The organism is Microcystis panniformis FACHB-1757, assembly GCF_001264245.1.
GTDB lineage: Bacteria > Cyanobacteriota > Cyanobacteriia > Cyanobacteriales > Microcystaceae > Microcystis > Microcystis panniformis.
The window spans coordinates 4,454,563-4,472,003 of sequence record NZ_CP011339.1 but is presented as its reverse complement, the minus strand read 5'-3'; the positions used below and the strand labels follow the sequence as shown (position 1 = coordinate 4,472,003).

Annotated in this window: 16 protein-coding genes and 3 pseudogenes; 11 read left to right on the top strand and 8 right to left on the bottom strand. The window is 42.6% G+C overall.

Annotation, left to right across the window (positions count from 1 at the left end; all coding sequences use genetic code 11):
* Positions 1-152 precede the first annotated feature (152 nt).
* From VL20_RS21355 to VL20_RS21345, 3 genes are read right to left on the bottom strand one after another with little or no spacing between them, the layout of a single operon-like run.
* On the bottom strand, positions 153-671 hold the full coding sequence (locus VL20_RS21355) for a TolB family protein (RefSeq protein WP_052277710.1): 519 nt from the start codon (positions 669-671) through the stop codon (positions 153-155).
* Positions 668-1,204 (bottom strand): TolB family protein, encoded by a 537-nt coding sequence (locus VL20_RS21350; RefSeq protein ID WP_052277709.1) that lies wholly within the window; start codon positions 1,202-1,204, stop codon positions 668-670. The genes VL20_RS21355 and VL20_RS21350 overlap by 4 nt, the downstream gene beginning before the upstream one ends.
* A 12-nt stretch (positions 1,205-1,216) precedes the next feature.
* Positions 1,217-2,032, bottom strand: a complete 816-nt coding sequence (locus tag VL20_RS21345; protein WP_052277708.1) for a Ycf66 family protein — start codon at positions 2,030-2,032, stop codon at positions 1,217-1,219.
* A 902-nt stretch (positions 2,033-2,934) separates the two neighbouring features.
* Between VL20_RS21345 and VL20_RS21340 the strand changes: the two genes are divergently transcribed.
* From VL20_RS21340 to VL20_RS21320, 6 genes and pseudogenes are all read left to right on the top strand, one after another.
* Positions 2,935-4,626, top strand: coding sequence for an iron uptake porin (locus VL20_RS21340; RefSeq protein ID WP_052277707.1), 1,692 nt, complete (start codon positions 2,935-2,937; stop codon positions 4,624-4,626).
* 156 nt (positions 4,627-4,782) lie between these two features.
* On the top strand, positions 4,783-6,558 hold the full coding sequence (gene pyk / locus VL20_RS21335) for a pyruvate kinase (protein ID WP_052277706.1): 1,776 nt from the start codon (positions 4,783-4,785) through the stop codon (positions 6,556-6,558).
* Between the two features lie 188 nt (positions 6,559-6,746).
* Positions 6,747-7,559: a C-phycocyanin alpha-cysteine-84 phycocyanobilin lyase subunit CpcE gene (locus tag VL20_RS21330; RefSeq protein ID WP_052277705.1), complete on the top strand. Its 813-nt coding sequence runs from the start codon at positions 6,747-6,749 to the stop codon at positions 7,557-7,559.
* Positions 7,560-7,614: 55 nt separating this feature from the next.
* The gene (locus VL20_RS21325) at positions 7,615-8,046 is read left to right on the top strand and encodes a DUF29 domain-containing protein (RefSeq protein WP_052277704.1); all 432 of its coding nucleotides are present in this window, start codon (positions 7,615-7,617) and stop codon (positions 8,044-8,046) included.
* Between the two features lie 148 nt (positions 8,047-8,194).
* Positions 8,195-8,308 (top strand): annotated as a pseudogene (locus VL20_RS29895) (DUF29 family protein); the annotation flags it as partial.
* A 197-nt stretch (positions 8,309-8,505) separates the two neighbouring features.
* Positions 8,506-9,594: a DNA methyltransferase gene (locus VL20_RS21320; RefSeq protein WP_052277703.1), complete on the top strand. Its 1,089-nt coding sequence runs from the start codon at positions 8,506-8,508 to the stop codon at positions 9,592-9,594.
* A 159-nt stretch (positions 9,595-9,753) separates the two neighbouring features.
* On the opposite strand, the gene VL20_RS21315 is transcribed toward VL20_RS21320, so the two are convergent.
* Together VL20_RS21315 and VL20_RS21310 are read right to left on the bottom strand one after the other, a co-directional pair.
* Positions 9,754-10,617 carry a hypothetical protein gene (locus VL20_RS21315; RefSeq protein ID WP_052277702.1) on the bottom strand — a complete coding sequence of 288 codons (864 nt, stop codon included), beginning with the start codon at positions 10,615-10,617 and terminating at the stop codon, positions 9,754-9,756.
* Positions 10,614-10,877 carry a helix-turn-helix domain-containing protein gene (locus VL20_RS21310; protein ID WP_052277701.1) on the bottom strand — a complete coding sequence of 88 codons (264 nt, stop codon included), beginning with the start codon at positions 10,875-10,877 and terminating at the stop codon, positions 10,614-10,616. Before VL20_RS21310 ends, VL20_RS21315 begins: the two co-directional genes overlap by 4 nt.
* A gap of 211 nt (positions 10,878-11,088) precedes the next feature.
* Here VL20_RS21310 and VL20_RS29890 point away from each other — a divergent pair.
* From VL20_RS29890 to VL20_RS29885, 5 genes and pseudogenes are all read left to right on the top strand, one after another.
* Positions 11,089-11,349, top strand: a pseudogene (locus VL20_RS29890) (DUF29 family protein); the annotation flags it as partial.
* 183 nt (positions 11,350-11,532) lie between these two features.
* Complete coding sequence (locus VL20_RS21305) at positions 11,533-12,156, top strand: C-phycocyanin alpha-cysteine-84 phycocyanobilin lyase subunit CpcF (RefSeq protein WP_052277700.1); 624 nt, start codon at positions 11,533-11,535, stop codon at positions 12,154-12,156.
* Between the two features lie 63 nt (positions 12,157-12,219).
* Entirely contained in the window at positions 12,220-12,993 is a 774-nt protein-coding gene (locus tag VL20_RS21300) for an ABC transporter permease (protein WP_002734025.1), read from the top strand.
* Positions 12,994-13,214: 221 nt separating this feature from the next.
* Positions 13,215-14,108 (top strand): ABC transporter ATP-binding protein, encoded by an 894-nt coding sequence (locus tag VL20_RS21295; RefSeq protein ID WP_052277699.1) that lies wholly within the window; start codon positions 13,215-13,217, stop codon positions 14,106-14,108.
* A 140-nt stretch (positions 14,109-14,248) separates the two neighbouring features.
* A pseudogene (locus VL20_RS29885) lies at positions 14,249-14,429 on the top strand (DUF4277 domain-containing protein); the annotation flags it as partial.
* 350 nt (positions 14,430-14,779) lie between these two features.
* Here VL20_RS29885 and VL20_RS21290 read toward each other — a convergent pair.
* The 3 genes from VL20_RS21290 to VL20_RS21280 all read right to left on the bottom strand — a co-directional run bounded on the left by VL20_RS21290 (position 14,780) and on the right by VL20_RS21280 (position 17,295).
* Positions 14,780-15,340, bottom strand: a complete 561-nt coding sequence (locus VL20_RS21290; RefSeq protein WP_052277698.1) for a PEP-CTERM sorting domain-containing protein — start codon at positions 15,338-15,340, stop codon at positions 14,780-14,782.
* 146 nt (positions 15,341-15,486) lie between these two features.
* The gene (locus VL20_RS21285; protein ID WP_052277697.1) at positions 15,487-15,846 is read right to left on the bottom strand and encodes a hypothetical protein; all 360 of its coding nucleotides are present in this window, start codon (positions 15,844-15,846) and stop codon (positions 15,487-15,489) included.
* Positions 15,847-16,530: 684 nt separating this feature from the next.
* Positions 16,531-17,295 carry a hypothetical protein gene (locus VL20_RS21280; protein ID WP_052277696.1) on the bottom strand — a complete coding sequence of 255 codons (765 nt, stop codon included), beginning with the start codon at positions 17,293-17,295 and terminating at the stop codon, positions 16,531-16,533.
* Positions 17,296-17,441 lie beyond the last annotated feature (146 nt).

The following is a 17,441-nucleotide window of genomic DNA, read 5'->3' as shown; positions in this document are numbered from 1 at the left end:
CAAAAATAAGGATTAAATGGCATAAAATCTGTCAATAGACCATTTAATTGATTATTATGCATTCTTAATTCTCCTGACTACGGACTACTGGCTACTGGCTACTGACTCCTAACCCTAACAACAATTTTTTATTTTTATAAGAGGTCTAATGATCACTGATTTTCATTGACTAATACCCGTCCGGATAGATCGTAAATCATAATATCCCATTGCCCATTTTTTGCCGCTTCAAAAGCCACTTTAGAACCATCGGCACTGATGATCGGATTGCGTACTTCTGCGAGGAGATCGGGAGCAATTTCCCTTCTCTGTTCAGTTTGTCGATCGTACAGATAAATAGTCGTTTTTCCCTGACGACTAGCAGTAAAAACGATATAACGACCATCTTCACTAATGGAAGGACTAGAAGCGATCTGATCGAGAGAATTTAGGCCGGGTAAAGGCAGTAAACGGCGATCAATAGCATCAAAAAGATAGATAGCTTGGGAACCATTGCGATCGGAAGCAAAAACGAGATAGCGAGAGGCAAGATAGGGAGTTAATTCACTAGCAGCACTATTTAAACTTCTCCCCCCTCGATCGAAAGGAAAAGACAATAAACTGGGATAACCCGCACATCCAGTTAACAAACTAATTACAGCAACAAGACTAATAAAAAAATGACGTTTCACGGTTTGGGACTTTCAACGGGACTGCCATCGGCAATATCTAACTCGATATTCGGACCGCGATCGAGAACCTCCACATCCCATTGTCCCCGACGAGCGGACTCAAAGACAAGATAACGACCATCGGGACTAAGACGGGGATTTCGCAACCAACCGCGATAATTTTGACTCAATAACTCAGAGCGATCGGTAATGCGATCATATAAAGCGATGACGGGACGACCTTCAATAATCACCACATAAGCCAGATAACGCCCCGTTTGGCTTAAACTAGGGCTATCGGTAATTTCTTGACCCGTATATAGTCCCCCTAAGGCCTGGTATTGTTTTGTCTGCAAATCATACAGCAGTATCTGATTACTACCGCGACGATTAGACAGCAAAGCCAGCCAACGACCATCACCGCTCAGGGCAGGTTTTTCGTCATTATAGCGACTATTGAGGGTTCCTGTAGATAAACCGGGGTTATTGAGATTACAACCGCCTATAACCCCTAAAAACAAGCAGATAAACAGGAAAAAGGGAGCTTTGGTCATTGGACCTACTCCTTAATAATCAAACCTAGTCGGATGATCATTACTCGACTCCCGTTCACTATTATCCGGTCTCTGCCAATCTTCTCGATCGCTCGTATCGCTAGGATCGATCGGTTGATAATCGACGTATTCCCCTTTAAATGGCGGATCATCCTCAATTATTGGGCGAGTACGACGTTTTTGGCTAGTGCGGGGTGGTTTACTGCTCGTCTCTTCACTAGCGGGACGACGACGGGGACGGGAACTGGTTTCTTCCCAATCATCACCGCTACGGCGCTGATCATAAACATCTCGATCGCTAGTGGGGGAACTATTGCGGGGACGACGATTAGCGGTTTTGCGACTGCCGGTATCGGCCGGCCGACGGGTGCGGGTGCTGCGGGGTTCCTCCTCCTGATAACTAGAAGTGCGGGAAGATCGGGGATCATCGTAACCGCGTAAACGGGGATTATCTTCGTAACGTTCCTCCGGTTCGTAGGTGTCGAGGGGTTCCAATTCGGCCCGATATTCCCGACTCACAGGACGTTCATCCACAAAAGACGTGCCGCGGCGGGCCTGTTCCGTGGTTAAACCCCGCAATTTTACCGTCTCGAAGGCAAAAAACACCGCTGCCCCAGTCAGCAAAAATTGTCCGAATTGCAAAATCGGATCCAGTCGCCACCCTTGAAAAAGTAGAATTAAACCGCACAGTAAACCAACGGCGGCAAAAAATATATCATGATCCCTGGAAAGTTCTGGCCGCACCGAGCGCAGGAAGTATAACCCGGCTCCGGCCACTGCCAGAAAAATTCCCAAGATACTGGCCGAATTCAGCCCAAAATTGACCATCTTTATCTCCCTTCTCGGTGCTTAAATTCAAGAATCGAGTCTTTATCTATAGCGGTGAGCTATTAGCCGTCAGCTTTCAGCAGCAATCTTGCTGTTTTTAACTTCTAGAGTCGAGCTATATTCTAACCCCATCTATCATCCTCGATTCTAACTTACTCGATCGAGCCTAGTTTAAACAACTAAGTAGCTGGTTACAATTAAATTGAAGATAGATTTTGTCTTTGATCCCCCCTGCCCCCCTTGATAAGGGGGGTGCCGATAGGCGGGGGGATCTGACAGTTTTTAACACCTACCTACTTATTTTTAGGGAGGTGGGGAGATTTTATCAGTGATCAGTGAACAGTAATCAGCTACTGAAGGCAAGAGGCAACAGGCAAGAGGCAAAAGACAGAATCTGACAATTCTTCTACCCAAAAAGAAGGTTAGAAACTAAGCACATCAAAGCTTTTAGCTTAACTAATTAGGTCTTAGATTCGTCCCTCGTGAACTGAAAACTCACATCTGATCACTGATAACTGATCACTGATAACTGAAAAGGCTGAGATTTTAATAAAATCTTTAGGTTTTGCCTATTGACAGGATTGACTAAATGTGCTAGAAGGGTTTCGGGCATTTTAACCTGATTTCTTGATCACTTTTTAGCGATCGCTATCGTTGGGAAGTTAATCGCCAAAAGTCTGAAACGACCAATTTTTATCGATGCACATCATGGTTAATTTGTCAAGTGCGTAGGTTCTAATTTTAATAAGAGCAGACAGAAATTTTTCTGTCATATCATAAAATTAACTTAACCCAGCCAAGGGGGAATTAGCATAGAATATCAGTATAATTCAGGCTAAATATATAGTCTGTTTGTATTCATAGTCCATTCAATCCATAGAGTAAGGTGTGAGGATTGACCCATGTCAAAACTATTCAAGAATTTAGTCAAGGTAACTCCTTTAGTATTAGGGGCTTCCGTGGCGGCGGCTGGCAGCGCAGTGGCTCAAACTATGCCGGGGACACCTCAACTGAAAATTGATCCGGCTGCGCAACAACAACTCGATCGCATTCAACGCGCCCAAAGTAGTCAGCAGATTAATACGGGTGTTTATCAAGGTTCCATGTCCCAGGTGACTAGCGTTAACCAACTGCGGGACGTATCTCCCACCGCTTGGGCCTACGAGGCATTAAGAAGTCTTGTGGAACGTTACGGTTGTATCGTGGGTTTTCCCGACCGTACCTTCCGCGGTGATCGCGCCACCACTCGTTGGGAATTTGCCGCAGGTTTAAACGCTTGTTTAAACGTCATGGAACGTTTAATTCAAGATGGTGTCGGGGTACTCAGAGAAGATATCGATAAATTAAAACGTCTTGTTCAAGAATTTGAAACCGAACTAGCGGCTTTAGGAGCTAGAGTGGATAACCTTGAACAGCGCGTTGCTTTCTTGGAAAACAATCAATTTTCCACCACCACCAAACTCAGAGGTGAGGTGATATTCAGTATCGCCGATAGCTGGGGTGGTCAAGCTTCCATTAGAAATACCGACGGTACGGTGACTGAGGGCAGCAATCAAGATGAAACTCAAACAGTATTTAATAATCGGGTTCGTCTCAACTTTGAAACCAGTTTCACCGGTAAAGATTTGTTAAGAACCCGTTTACAAGCAGGTAACTTTAACAATACCTTCAACCAAAACGGTCCGACGAGAACCAACATGACCCGTCTAGCATACGATGATGGTCGTGACAACGATGTCACCATCGATGACTTGTTCTACCGCGCTCCCATCGGTACTCCCTTCGGTAACATCACCGTTTGGGTTGGTGCTAACCAGTTAAACCTAGATGACGTTTTTATTACGGCTAACCCCTTCCTCGCCGATAGCGGTACAGGTGCTTTATCTCGCGGTCAACGCTACAATAACATCGTTTTCCGTGGTCCTTCCGGTGTTGGTGCGGCGGTCAGATTTAATATCGGGGATGTTTTCCAAGTCACAGGAACCTACCTAGCTGAGGGTGGGACTAATGGTGCCAGCAATCCTAACCCGGGTAGCGGTTTATTTAACGGTTCCTACAGTGCGGGTGCTCAGGTTGGTTTCTCCTTCATCAAATTTGCCGATATTAACTTCGTCTATGTTCGCAGTTATCAAACTGCGGCTAGTATGAGTTCTGGTTTATTCGGTAACGTCAGCAGCCCTCTGACTGAGCGTCCCTTCGGTAACGTTGCTACTGTAGCTGACCGTTTCGGTCTTCAAGCGAGCGCCCAGGTTATCCCGGGAGTCTTAAATCTAGGGGCATGGGGGGGTTATGCCAATGCCTCGGCCACTGGTGTTAATAATGCGATCGGAGACAATAACACTGGTATCTGGTCTTGGAACCTTAATCTTTCCGTCCTCGACCTCTTTGCCGAAGGTGCGGCCTTCTCTTTAGGTGGTGGTCAAGTACCCCGTTCCGATAAAGAAAGCAGCACCTCTTACATGGTAGAAGCTCAGTATAAGTTCCCAGTCACCAAAAACATCCTGATTACCCCCGGTGCCTATGCGGTCTTCAACGCTAACAACGATGGTAACTCCATTGTGGTCGGTGTCATCCGGACAACTTTCCGTTTCTAAGCTAAGTTGATTGATTAAACAATCTAAAACGGTGGGATTTGTAGATCTCACCGTTTTTTTACTTTTAACTTTTCACTGGATATAACCATTTATGAGAAGATGAGCGAAGCGTACCAAACGCTGCTATATTTACTTCGCCCATTTAGTTGCTTATCTATGCACTCTCTGTCTTTCCCCCGTCGCACTAAAATTGTGGCCACGATTGGCCCAGCCTCGCAAAATAAGGAAACATTACGTCAGATGATCAAGGCGGGGGCGACGACATTTAGATTAAACTTTTCCCATGGCGATCACGATTACCATCGTCACAGCATTAACTTGATCCGTCAGTTAGCCTTTGAACTCAATCAACCGATTGGCATCCTTCAGGATCTACAGGGACCAAAAATTCGTTTAGGTAAATTTGCCTGTGGGTCGATTACCCTGAAACCGGGGGAACATTTTATCCTTACTTCTAGGGATGTGGAATGTAATCAGGAAATCAGTTCCATTAGCTATCCCTCGCTGGCCCAAGAAGTCCCAGAAGGTTCGAGAATTCTCCTCGATGATGGTAAAGTCGAAATGCGGGTGGAATCGGTGGATCGTTTGAAAGGTGATCTTTCCTGTCGCGTAGTGGTTGGGGGTGTCTTATCCAGTAATAAAGGGGTAAATTTTCCCAACGTCTATCTGTCGGTGAAAGCTTTAACCGATAAGGACAAAAAAGATTTAATGTTCGGACTGCTGTGGGATGTGGATTGGATCGCCCTTAGTTTTGTGCGTAATCCCCAAGATATCCTCGAAATTAAAGAATTAATCGCCAGTGCGGGTAAATCTATCCCCGTAATCGCTAAAATTGAAAAACACGAAGCGATCGAGGAAATGGAGGCAATTTTATCCCTCTGTGATGGTGTTATGGTGGCTAGGGGAGATTTAGGAGTAGAATTACCCGCCGAAGACGTGCCAATCCTGCAAAAACGCCTGATTAACACCGCTAATCAGCTAGGTATCCCGATTATTACCGCCACTCAAATGCTTGACAGTATGGCCAGTAATCCTCGTCCCACCCGCGCCGAGGTTTCGGACGTGGCTAATGCGATTTTAGATGGCACTGATGCGGTCATGCTTTCCAATGAAACGGCTGTGGGTCATTATCCCATCGAAGCGGTGGCAACCATGGCCCGCATTGCCGAAAGGATCGAACGGGAACAGATCAATAGTGCCGCTCGCTCTAACAATAAACAATCGATTCCTAACGCTATTTCCTCGGCAGTTAGTCAAATTGCCGAACAATTGGGGGCAGCGGCAATTATTACCCTGACAAAAACCGGCTCTACTGCCCGTAATGTCTCGCGATTTCGCCCAAAAACCCCGATTTTAGCCGTTACTCCCCATCGGGAAGTGGCACAGCAGTTACAGCTAGTTTGGGGCGTAAAACCGATGTTATTGCTCGATTTACCCTCCACCAGCCAAACTTTTCAAGTGGCGATGAATCTTGCCCAGGAAAATAACCTCCTAGCGGATGGTGACTTAGTGGTGATGACGGCGGGAACTCTGCAAGGGGTGGCCGGTTCCACGGATTTAATTAAGGTGGAAGTGGTAAAATCCCTTTTGGGCAAGGGTACGGGTATCGGCCAGGGTGTGGCTAGTGGCCGGGCGCGAGTAGCCCATAATGCCCGAGAAGTGGGTAGTTTTAGTAGTGGGGAGATTTTAGTCGTTCCCACCACCAGCGCCGAATATGTGGATATGATGCGGAAAGCTGGCGGAATTATCACCGAAGATAATGCGATGAACAATCACGCCGCTACTATCGGTTTAAAATTGGGTATTCCTGTGATTGTCGGGGTTAAAGATGCCACGAAAATTATCCGCGAAGGGGTAATCATTAGTCTCGATGCTCAACGGGGTTTAATTTATTCTGGTATTGGCAATGGCGCGGCAACTATGAAAAACTGAGTCGGTCGTCAGTATTCTCCGAGACAGGAGTCAGGAGACAGGAGTAAGGAGTAAGGAGACAGGAGTAAGGAGACAGGAGACAGGAGACAGGTTTTATTTATTCTCCCCACTTCCCCACTTCCCCACACCCCACACCCCACACCCCACACCCCACACCCCACTTCCCCTACACCCATTTTCACTTGTCTATGAGCGATTCTTACTCTGCTGCCGTCGATAATCCGGCCTATACTGTTGAACAAGCGATCGCTAATATCCAGCAAAGAGAAGACCTAGGAGCGCGTTATTATGCTGCTTGGTGGTTGGGTAGATTTCGTGTTCGTCAACCGGAGGCGATTTCGGCCTTAATTGCCGCTTTAGAAGACGAAAGCGATCGCACTCCCGACGGCGGTTATCCCCTGCGACGCAATGCCGCCAGTGCTTTAGGGAAATTAGATGATCTCAATTGTGTTCCCGCTTTGATTGCCTGTCTCGACTGCGAGGATTATTATGTGCGTGAATCGGCGGCCCAAGCATTGGAAATGCTTCAGGATCGAAGCGCGATCGCACCTTTAAAGAAACTATTAGAGGGTGGCATCGAAGTGGCTGTTTTAGTGGCGGGAAAACCCCATTTAGTCCAACCCTACGAAGCGATTATCGAAGCCTTGGGAACCCTGCAAGCGACGGCAGCGATTCCCCTGATCGAACCGTTTTTACAGCATTTCGTCGAAAAAGTGCGTTATGCGGCTGCCCGCGCCCTCTATCAACTCACAGCTAATTCCTACTATGGCGATATTCTGATTAATGCCTTGCAAGGGGAAGAATTACAGCTGCGTCGTTCTGCTTTAATGGATTTAGGTGCTACGGGTTATCTGCCGGCTGCTCCTGCGATCGCTAATACTTTGGCGGAAAATAGTCTGAAACTGGTTGCTCTCAAGGAACTTTTAGAAAACCATCTAAAAACTAATTCTAGGGGCGAAAATATCTCGGAAATTCTCACTTTAATGGATAGTTTATTGTAATTAATCATTGGTTATTTTGTATCTAAATTAAAACCGATGCAATCCAGAGGTTTTTATGCTAATTCAAACTGATTATGTCGGCTGGCTAAACGAGACAATCACTCTGTTAAAACAAAAAAACTTTGATAAAGTTGACTGGGAAAACTTGCTCGAGGAGATAGAAAGTTTGGGCAGAAGTCAAAAACGTGAACTCCGCAACCAGTTAACCACCATCTTAGAACAATGCCTCAAACTTTGCTATACTGATTACGTTGAGGATTATCGATGTTGGCAAGAAACTATTAGGCGCAGTCAACGGGAACTAGAAGAACTTTTGATCGATTCTCCTAGTTTAAAACCCTACTGGGATCAAGTATTTTTAGATTGCTATGCCACGGCTTTAAAAAGCTTGCGAGATAACCCCGATTATCAATCCTTTAACTTTCCGGATGATTGTCCTTTTCCCCAAGAAATTAGTCAGATTTTACAGAAAAAAGTTTGGCGATAAAATTATCTTTAAGAGTTTGTTGGTGGGATTAGGAGACGGTCAAATCTGAGACAATGTCCGATACATTTATACTTTATGTTTATGAGAAATGCTGTAAATAATTGGTTATTTTCTAGGAAAATTCAAACTCATAAAATCCAGAGGTTTTATGCTAATTCAAACCGATTATGTCGGCTGGCTGAACGAAACAATCACTCTGTTAAAACAAAAAAACTTTGATCAAGTTGACTGGGAAAACTTGAGCGAGGAGATAGAAAGTTTGCTAGTCTTAGGCTAAGTTTCTAGGTCATTGGTTTATGGGGTAAGCTAAACGGCTTTTACTTCGGATCACCGATATAGACTCCAAAAGGGTTATAGCTATTGGATCATGCAGGTTAAGCGCCGTTTAGCTTAGCCAAATATCCTAAAACAGGATAGAGTATTGATATTCATACTGTTTATAAGACGATAAAAAAATCCATGGATATACCTGAGCCTTCCCATCGTCTGCCAAGTATAAAGAAGAATAAAGCAACAAGCACTGTTGGGCGTGGCAAAACTGTCCAACTTACTGAGAAACTAGCTTTTTCAGCTTGGAATAACAGCAGTGTTAGTCTGAGTCTTGGTAATAGCATTGAACATTATGATTCTTGGGAACAACCTATAGTAATAATCTCAGACGGAGGCTACGGTCTTTTAGGATTTGAAGGTGATACATCAGATCATCTTGACCTACCTGAATGGTATGAACCTCATGTGGAAGCTTGGTCTAAGTTGGCCTTGCCAAATACAACTCTTTGGTTTTGGAACTCAGAAATTGGCTGGGCTGTGGTACATCCAATACTTGAGAAATTTGGCTGGCGATATGTTAATTGTAATATATGGAATAAAGGAAAAGGTCATATTGCAGGTAATGTCAACACAGAGAAAATAAGGCGTTTTCCAGTGGTGACAGAGGTTTGCGTCCAATACGTTAGAGAAGTCAAAATTGCTGACTTAACACTTAAAGAATGGCTCCGAAAGGAATGGTTAAGATCGGGCTTACCTTTGCGTCAAGCTAATTTAGCTTGTGGTGTCGCAGATGCGGCAACAAGAAAATATTTTGATCAAGGACATTTATGGTATTTTCCCCCACCCGAAATGTTTGAAAAATTAGTTTTCTATGCCAACGAACACGGAAACCCAGAGGGAAAACCCTATTTTTCTAAAAATGGCCAGCGTCCTTTAACAGGTAAAGAGTGGGAGAAGATGCGCTCTAAATTTAATTGCCCTCATGGTTTTACAAATGTTTGGGATCGTTCAGCTTTGCGCGATGATGAACGAATTAAGTCTCAGGATGGTAAAGCTGTTCACTTAAATCAAAAGCCACTGGATCTGATGAAATTAATTATTGAAGCTTCAAGTGAGGAACAGGATGTGGTTTGGGAACCATTTGGGGGGCTTTTCAGTGCCTCTTTAGCTGCCAATATCCTGAATCGAAAAGCTTTCGCTTGTGAAATTGACGAAACTTATTTCTATTATGGAGTCAAAAGGTTTAGTCAAGTAGTTCATCAATGTTCCCTTCTTTGATGCCAAGGTGTTCTCTTAAAGCAGATTTAATTAACTCCTCTCGACGACTAGCTAAAAGCCTGTTCCACTGTCCAACTTTCATTCCAGGCTCTTCTCGACTTTGTGTGATAATTTTTGCTTATGGAATCGTGAAATGCTTATCGGGCAACACTTTTAGGACTATTTTGTCGAAGAAACTATCAGTATAGACCTCGTTTCCACACAGAAACCAGAAGAGCCCATTCCAGAGAAATGTGTTTGATAAACACGCTTTTTAAAATCCTCAATTCCTGGATGTAAAATCCTGTCCATTTTGGCAAAATTAGTGTCTAATCTATATTTGAAGAGAGTGATCAGTTCCCGCAAGAGCATTTGATACTCTTGTGTCGGCTTATAAAGCCTGCCATCATTTCCCCAAGAATTAACTATTTCTTCAGCTTGAAATAGTTCTTCGTCCGTCCCTTGAAATTTGTATCCATTAGTATTTGTTTGTTGCAAATTTGCTCTCCTTTGGGTTGTATCTTCGGGTTCTAGAACAAGGTAATCAGGAGGATTATGATAATGATCATCTCTCGCTTTAGCCACTGAAAAGCCAGAGACAACGCATACATCTAGAATCTTGGGTTTGCCATAAATTACCGCTTCAGGCAGCCAAGCTATTAGAGAAACGTAGGTTTGATCAAACTGAAAATGATTTTGACTATCTTTGAAACGGGCTGTTATTTCAGTAGCTAATGGGAACCATGCTTTTATTTCTAATCCCGGGGTAGGCTGGATGCTACCCATGAAGACAGTATCAGGAAATCCTGGATCTTGCCTTTTCCATTCACCAAACGGCGCAAATATTTCCTGCTTATTCAAAAACTCAACAGTGTTAAATTCAATCAGATTTCCCAATAGTGGTGATAGCTTTGAAATTACTTTGGCTAAATTAACTGCTGCAGCAACCGATATTGGTCTAGCAATGTCTAATAGGTCAAATCTATGTCCAGACAAATCATCTAGATATTGCGATGCCAGGCTAATAACATCTTCTGTATTCATAACCCTTCCCCACAAGATGTGGACTGACAAGCTTGCTCAACTTGCTTTAAAATTTCGCAAGGATCTACACCGATTACACGACTAACCAGAAGGAACTCAACCACATCTAATCTTCTTTCACCATTTTCGTATTTGGCAACGAAAGATTGCGGCTTTTTGATGGCTTTAGCGAGGGCTGCTTGAGTTAAATTCGCATCCTTACGCGCGGCGATCAGGCATCGACGAAAGACATGGTACTCTGAGCTAAAAATAGATTTCATCGTGCTTTAATGAGCACAGGAGTTAGCATTTCCAAGATAAACCTATTTTAGAATAATCCCAAAATGGGATTTTAGGTTCCCTAGGGCCCTAGTAAACAGCATACACCCCCCAGTGTAGCGGACGGTATGGAGTCTTTGGTACAATGGCGAAGGTTACTCGCTGCTGCTGATCTGGAACGATAGAAAGTTTGGGCAGAAGTCAACACACGGCCTCAAACTCTGCTATGCTGATTACGTTCAAGATGATCGAGGTTGGCAAGAAACTATTAGGCGCAGTCAACGGGAACTAGAAGAACTTTTGAGCGATTCTCCTAGTTTAAAACCCTACTGGGAGCAAGTATTTTTAGATTGCTATGCCACGGCTTTAAAAAGCTTGCGAGATAACCCCAATTATCAATCCTTTAACTTTCCCGATGATTGTCCTTTTTCCCAAGAAATTAGTCAGATTTTACAGAAAAAAGTTTGGCGATAAAATTATCTTTAAAAGTTTGTTGGTGGGGTTAGGATATAGGAGTCAGGAGACAGGAGACAGGAGACAGGAGACAGGAGATTATTTTATTTATTCTCCCCACACCCCACACCCCACACCCCACACCCCACACCCCACACCCCACTTCCCCACTTCCCCACACCCTAACCCCTCTACTGATAAACAATGCTTCCTACCGTTGAGACTTTAATTATTGCCGTCGAAAAAGCCGACTCAGCCAATGGGTTACTAATCGCCGTGGAAAACTTAGCCGCCGCCAAAAGTGAGGCGGCAATACCCACCCTCACCGATGTCCTCAGATATAATAACCCCGGTGCCTCCGTAGCAGCGGTGGATGGTTTAATCGCCATCGGCAAAGCGGCGGTTCCCTATTTACTGGCCAACCTAGACGGTTATAATTATGGGGCGAGAGCTTGGGCAACCCGCGCCCTAGCAGGAATTGGCGATGTGCGAGGATTGGACTTATTGCTTGAGGCGGCGGTGAGTGATTTTTCCTTTAGCGTGCGGCGAGGGGCGGCTAGGGGCTTAGGAAATATAATTTGGTCTGATTTGGAGGAAAGTCGGGTTTTTGAGGCTCAGAAGGCAGTTTTTAAGGCACTGGAGAAACTTTTGCAAGGGGATCCAGAGTGGGTGGTTAGATATGCGGCGATCGTCGGATTGCAGGGATTAGGAACTGCGGCGGCGGCATTTCGCGGGGCGATTCGAGAACTTTTAGGACAGATTGGGGAGACAGAAGCGGAAATAGTGGTAAGATTGCGTGCCGATCAAGCTCTGGAACACTTACAATAACCCTAAGTCACAAAGTAGAAAAACTTATTTCTCTACAGGGAGAAACAATTACACTAACATTCTATGAAATATTGGCAGGAAATTTTAGCGATCGCTCAACGAATTTTAGTGGAATTAATCCGGCGCGGGCGTAGCTTAATCCTCTGGGGCATTTTCCCGATCCTTGTCCTGCTCTTAAATGGCTATATTATGGCAGAAAAAGGCAAAATTGAGCTTGCTGAGGCAATGGCTCTGGCTACTCCTCCCACCCTCGTCGGGGCGGCACTTTTCTTTAGTTGTTTGGGGGGAACCGTGGCGACGGTGGTAGCAGAAAGGGAACAACAAACGATTAAACGGTTATTTTTATCGCCTTTAAGCGGTGTTTCCTATTTCATCGGCATTTTTCTCGCCCATTGTGTGATTGCCGCCTGTCAGACAGTTTTAGTTTATTCTATTGCTAAACAGTATGGAGCCACTTTTAAAGGCTCAATTCCTCTAGAATTATTAATTATTTTCCTTAGTATCACCGCCTATGTGGGTTTAGGATTTATCCTCGGTACTCAACTGGCGAAAAGAACAGAAGATGTTAATGCTTTGGTGGGAACTTTTGGGGTTCCTTTATTAATTTTAGGCGGCGTTTTTCTCCCCACTGCTTTATTCCCCGACAATATTCTATCTCTGGCTAAATATAACCCGATCTACCACATGAATGAAGCTTTAATTGCTGTTTGGGCAAAGGGCGAAAATCTAGAAGATATTAGCTCTCATTTTCGCTTTCTCTGTCTTTTTGCTCTAGCTATGGTAGCAGGTGGTTGGCTTACCTATCGACAAATGTTAAACCTTGAACGCCGATTGTAAATCAGTGATCGGTTATCAGTGATCAGTTAGGTAGGGTGGGTTAGGCGAAGACAAATTATCAGACTTAATCATTAATTTATCTATTCGCCGTAACCCACCATCAGTTATTCAGCTTCTTAGTTTTTCAGTGTAGTTAGCCAATTTCCCTGTTATTCGTACTATTACCTAGCTGACGGCTGATGACCTAAAAAAGCCTGACTATCCTTATTACTTTATTAAAAATGCTGACTATTAGTAATGTCAAAAAAAATTACGGAAGACGCTTAGTATTAGATCAATTAAACTTTCATATTGAAGCGGGGGAAATTTACGGTTTACTCGGTCCCAATGGTGCGGGAAAAACCACCACTATTAACTTAATTTGTAATTTATTAAAACCCTCATCGGGAGAAATTACCTTTAATTATTTGCCAATTTCCAGAGTTACTAAAGAATTAATTGGGGTTGCACCGCAAGAAAATTTATTGTACAAATCCCTTACTTGTGAGGAAAATCTCAACTTTTTTGCTCAGATTTATGGACTCGATCGCCCCCAGCGTCGTCATCGGATCAAAACCAGTTTATCCGCAGTAAATTTGCTTGATCGCGCCCGTAGTCCGGTGGAAACTTTAAGCGGTGGAATGCAGCGCCGAATGAATATTGCCGTGGCTATTGTTCATCAGCCAAAATTATTAATTCTTGATGAACCAACTACCGGTTTAGACATCGAATCTCGCTATGAAATTTGGGATTTAATCGGAGAATTACGGCGACAGGGAATGACAATTTTATTAACTACCCATCTCCTCGATGAAGCACAGCGTCTCTGTCAACGTATAGGAATTTTAAAACAAGGTCGTATTATTGCCGAAGGTAATTTAAATCAGCTGCGTCAGCACATTCCTGCTAAGGAAATTATTATCATGGATACCCAGGATCAAGAAGCGGCAATTAATCGAGGGAAACAATTAGGATTTACTCCCAAATTTTACGGTAAAGATTTAGCTTTTTGGTTAGATGAACACCTAGAATTAAGCGAGATTATTCGGGCATTCGACGGCATTAATATTGATTCTATCGCCCGTCAGACCGTACAGTTAGAACATATTTATATGGAAATTATGAATCAATTTTAAACCAGTTTTTGAGAATTCAGGTTGATGATCGGCATTTTTTCGGTAATTTACCTCAATTGAGTTAAATCGCCGTTTTTAACCGTCATATTCTTGGAAAACTGAGGCGAGTGGGCTGTTCGACCATGACTTAATCAACAGAAATTCAAGTTAAAAATCTAGACCATCTAGGATTAGTAGCTGGAATTATAGATGAAATAGGAATCGTTGAAATTATTAACGAACAAGTATCAATGGGTTCCAGGAGAAATTGTCACAGCTGGGCAAGTCGTGAAAGCGATTATCCTGAACGGATTGGGATTTGTCTCCCCAGCCTTGCATTTAGGGTCTGCTGAAAAAGTTTTTCGGTGGGAGTAGGGTGTGGGGTGTGGGGGATAGGGTGTAGGGTTTTACCGATTTTCAGGGGGTCAATTACCTAATTTTCAGGGAAAAAGTGCCTAAATTTCCCCCCCGATCCCTCCAATGGCTGGCACTTTTTGATTTCAAAAAAGCCTAAAAATATTATCCAACAAGGTTTTTAGATTTATTTAGCCAACCCTATCTAGACATCATCTATATCTAGTTTAAAATGGTAAATTCCTCAGCAAAATGGAGAATCTTTGGCACAATTTGTAGATTCTTTGTTTCCTGCTGAGAAAAAGCGAGTTAAGTTAATTAAGCTTCATTGAAATCAATTAGAAAACTCGCCAGCAACGATAGATAATAGCACCTAATCCTAATAGAGATAATCCCAATAGTGAACTGGGTTCAGGTACACCCACAGCCCTTAATTCCAAAGGAAAAGAGACGGTTAAAACTCGATAACCATTCTCGATAGTAAAGGTAACATCAGTGGCTGGATTGACGACTCCATCAGAGAAAAGTTGTACCCAACCGCCAGCAGCATTAACATCTTCTAAAAAAGCATCTGCTAACCCTGATTCTAAAGAATCTAGACCAGATTCCTTAAAAGCTCGTACTGGATCGAGCAGTAGAAGATTACGTCCAAATACAATATTTCCATCTATTTCGTTAGTAGAAATAAAATAATTAGGAGAATAACCAAAACTAACAATTTTGGTATTTCCTAATGACAAAAATATCTCCACATCATCTGGATTGGCTCGATAAATTAGCTCTTCGATTTCAACTTCCCCATCTTTGGTAAAAAACCAATCTTTACCGAATTCATCATCTCCTAAATTCCAAGTTGTTGTAATATCTTTTCCCACTTTAGGACCATAGCTAGGGAGCATCTCACCTTTGCAATAAGCATAAATACTTAGTAGAAAAATAGGCTTTTCGAGGGTAATTCTTGTTTTAATTCTCCATGTACGCGGTCTTTAAAAGCCTCTATTTCGTTCCAAGACACGATTAAGAGTGGCTTTTAGGCTAAGTATAATTACTCATCGCGTAAGTGAGATGCTCCCCCATAGCTAATTCCTAAATTATCTATGGCAATATTATTAGTGTCTAGATAATTCAAGAAATTAGAAAAACCAGTTATTCCATTCAAGCTTGCTGAACGAGTTGCTCCACTAGCAATTAAATTAGTTTCTCGACCAGCCGTATAATAAGAGGTTGTTCCTGCATTTAATTCTCGTCCTCCTGTATGACCAGCATCTGGTGCAGAATAATCTGCATTCGCAAAAGCTAAAAACCCCTCATTTTGTGCTTGATCACCAAAAAAGCTGAGAACATGATTAGATTCAATAGGTCGTGTTGAAATTAACTGTAGTTTACTATAGCCGACATTCCGCACATCTTCATATATTTTTATATGTTTTTACATTCCCCAAGATGTTTTTACGAAAAACTGTCATTGTAGAGAATACTATTAAGAACTATTTTCAATAATTGATTTTTTCTGAGAAAACCAATTACAATTCTTCACCTTGATAAAAATCCATCATTGTAGCTATAATCCTTACTGGCAATGGGTTGTAAGCAATGTATTAGTAAAAATTATCAATTGAATGTTAAGAAGTGCGGAAGATGGGCTATAGTCAAACGTCGCTGCTATAGTAGTTACAGGAACGAACATTGCAGAAGTGGTTGCAATTAATGCTAATCCAATAGATGAAAACAAAGAATTCATGAACAATTTCCCTATATAGCAAAATGACAAGTAATCATTAGAGTTGTTGCAAAGTAACAATCAAAACGGCTGAATCTCTTACTTTAATTGAGTGGAGTGACAGAAATTATAGTTTAAAATTACTAAACACTCGATTGTGGCAGAGATTCAAGCTTTTCTAATTATTACACAACAACTCTAGTGGCTCTCTTATTCTTTGTGTGATAAGTTTAACTTATATAGTAGTGATCGATCTCTGTGTCCTTTGTGTCTCTGTGGTTCCTTCCACTCGCTCGCCAGCAGGACTGTATCTTAGAACACATTTTACCCACCAAACCCAAGAGAGCCCTCTAGTTATGCAGAGGTTAACTAAACCGACTTTTTGAGCTTCATAATTAACCCTAAGCCAGCAATCGAAAAAATTCCTACAAGATTCGTAGGTTCGGGAACAGAAGTAGCAAAAGGAATAAAAGTACGATCTCCTCTGGCTACAGCAACTTGTAATCCTTCAACCGATTGTGTTGCTCCTGCTGCTATTAAATAATCACTAAACTCTTTCGTTAAAAGAATTCCTAAAGGTTCTAGAATCCAAGTATTATTGACCAAATCAACATTAGGTAAGCCGGGTGCTACGGTGCTAAAAACTGGAAGACCTGTGTTGGCTGTATCTCTCACAAAAACAAAGTAAGGCTCAGGAATATTGGGATCGGTATTAACTTCAAAGAAGGCAGAAAAATCCCCGATCTCGAACACAGGAGGAAGATTAAGTTTAGTTTGATCAACGTTGAAAAAGACACTTCCAGTCAATTCAGTTGTTCCACTAATCGCCTCATAATTATCTGTTTCTCCATCGTAACTAAATACCCAATCCGTTCCTCTTATATTAGGGTCATAACTTGGAGGAAGAATATCAAAAGCATAATCATATCCCTGTGCGGGAGTATCAGTATTCTCAACCGATGCCAAAGATAAACCAATACTTTCCAACACGGCTAGTACATTAGGATCAAAGTGAAGACTGTCTTTCCCCCCTGTTTCAATATAAATAACGGGTTCAGCTTTAACGGGAAGAACAGGATTAAGAGCGATTACAGAGGTTAATCCTAATAGAGTTGCTAGATGTTTTGAGTTCATTGTTAAATCTCCTGTGTCAATTTTTTAGAGTTTGTAGTCAAGAATGTTTTCTCTATCCTAAAGGAGGTTTCAGCAAAGAGCAGAATTTTTCAACTTCTTTTAAGAAACTAACAGTTAGCTGTAGTTAAATTTACTCAAAAGAGTCA

Coding starts and splice junctions, on each gene's coding strand:
- VL20_RS21315 (WP_052277702.1), bottom strand. CDS start 10,617: ATGAATACAGAAGATGTTATTAGCCTGGCATCGCAATATCTAGATGAT.
- VL20_RS21300 (WP_002734025.1), top strand. CDS start 12,220: ATGAAATATTGGCAGGAAATTTTAGCGATCGCTCAACGAATTTTAGTG.
- VL20_RS21280 (WP_052277696.1), bottom strand. CDS start 17,295: ATGAACTCAAAACATCTAGCAACTCTATTAGGATTAACCTCTGTAATC.
- VL20_RS21350 (WP_052277709.1), bottom strand. CDS start 1,204: ATGACCAAAGCTCCCTTTTTCCTGTTTATCTGCTTGTTTTTAGGGGTT.
- VL20_RS21340 (WP_052277707.1), top strand. CDS start 2,935: ATGTCAAAACTATTCAAGAATTTAGTCAAGGTAACTCCTTTAGTATTA.
- VL20_RS21330 (WP_052277705.1), top strand. CDS start 6,747: ATGAGCGATTCTTACTCTGCTGCCGTCGATAATCCGGCCTATACTGTT.
- VL20_RS21345 (WP_052277708.1), bottom strand. CDS start 2,032: ATGGTCAATTTTGGGCTGAATTCGGCCAGTATCTTGGGAATTTTTCTG.
- VL20_RS21295 (WP_052277699.1), top strand. CDS start 13,215: ATGCTGACTATTAGTAATGTCAAAAAAAATTACGGAAGACGCTTAGTA.
- pyk (WP_052277706.1), top strand. CDS start 4,783: ATGCACTCTCTGTCTTTCCCCCGTCGCACTAAAATTGTGGCCACGATT.
- VL20_RS21320 (WP_052277703.1), top strand. CDS start 8,506: ATGGATATACCTGAGCCTTCCCATCGTCTGCCAAGTATAAAGAAGAAT.
- VL20_RS21325 (WP_052277704.1), top strand. CDS start 7,615: ATGCTAATTCAAACTGATTATGTCGGCTGGCTAAACGAGACAATCACT.
- VL20_RS21290 (WP_052277698.1), bottom strand. CDS start 15,340: ATGCTCCCTAGCTATGGTCCTAAAGTGGGAAAAGATATTACAACAACT.
- VL20_RS21310 (WP_052277701.1), bottom strand. CDS start 10,877: ATGAAATCTATTTTTAGCTCAGAGTACCATGTCTTTCGTCGATGCCTG.
- VL20_RS21305 (WP_052277700.1), top strand. CDS start 11,533: ATGCTTCCTACCGTTGAGACTTTAATTATTGCCGTCGAAAAAGCCGAC.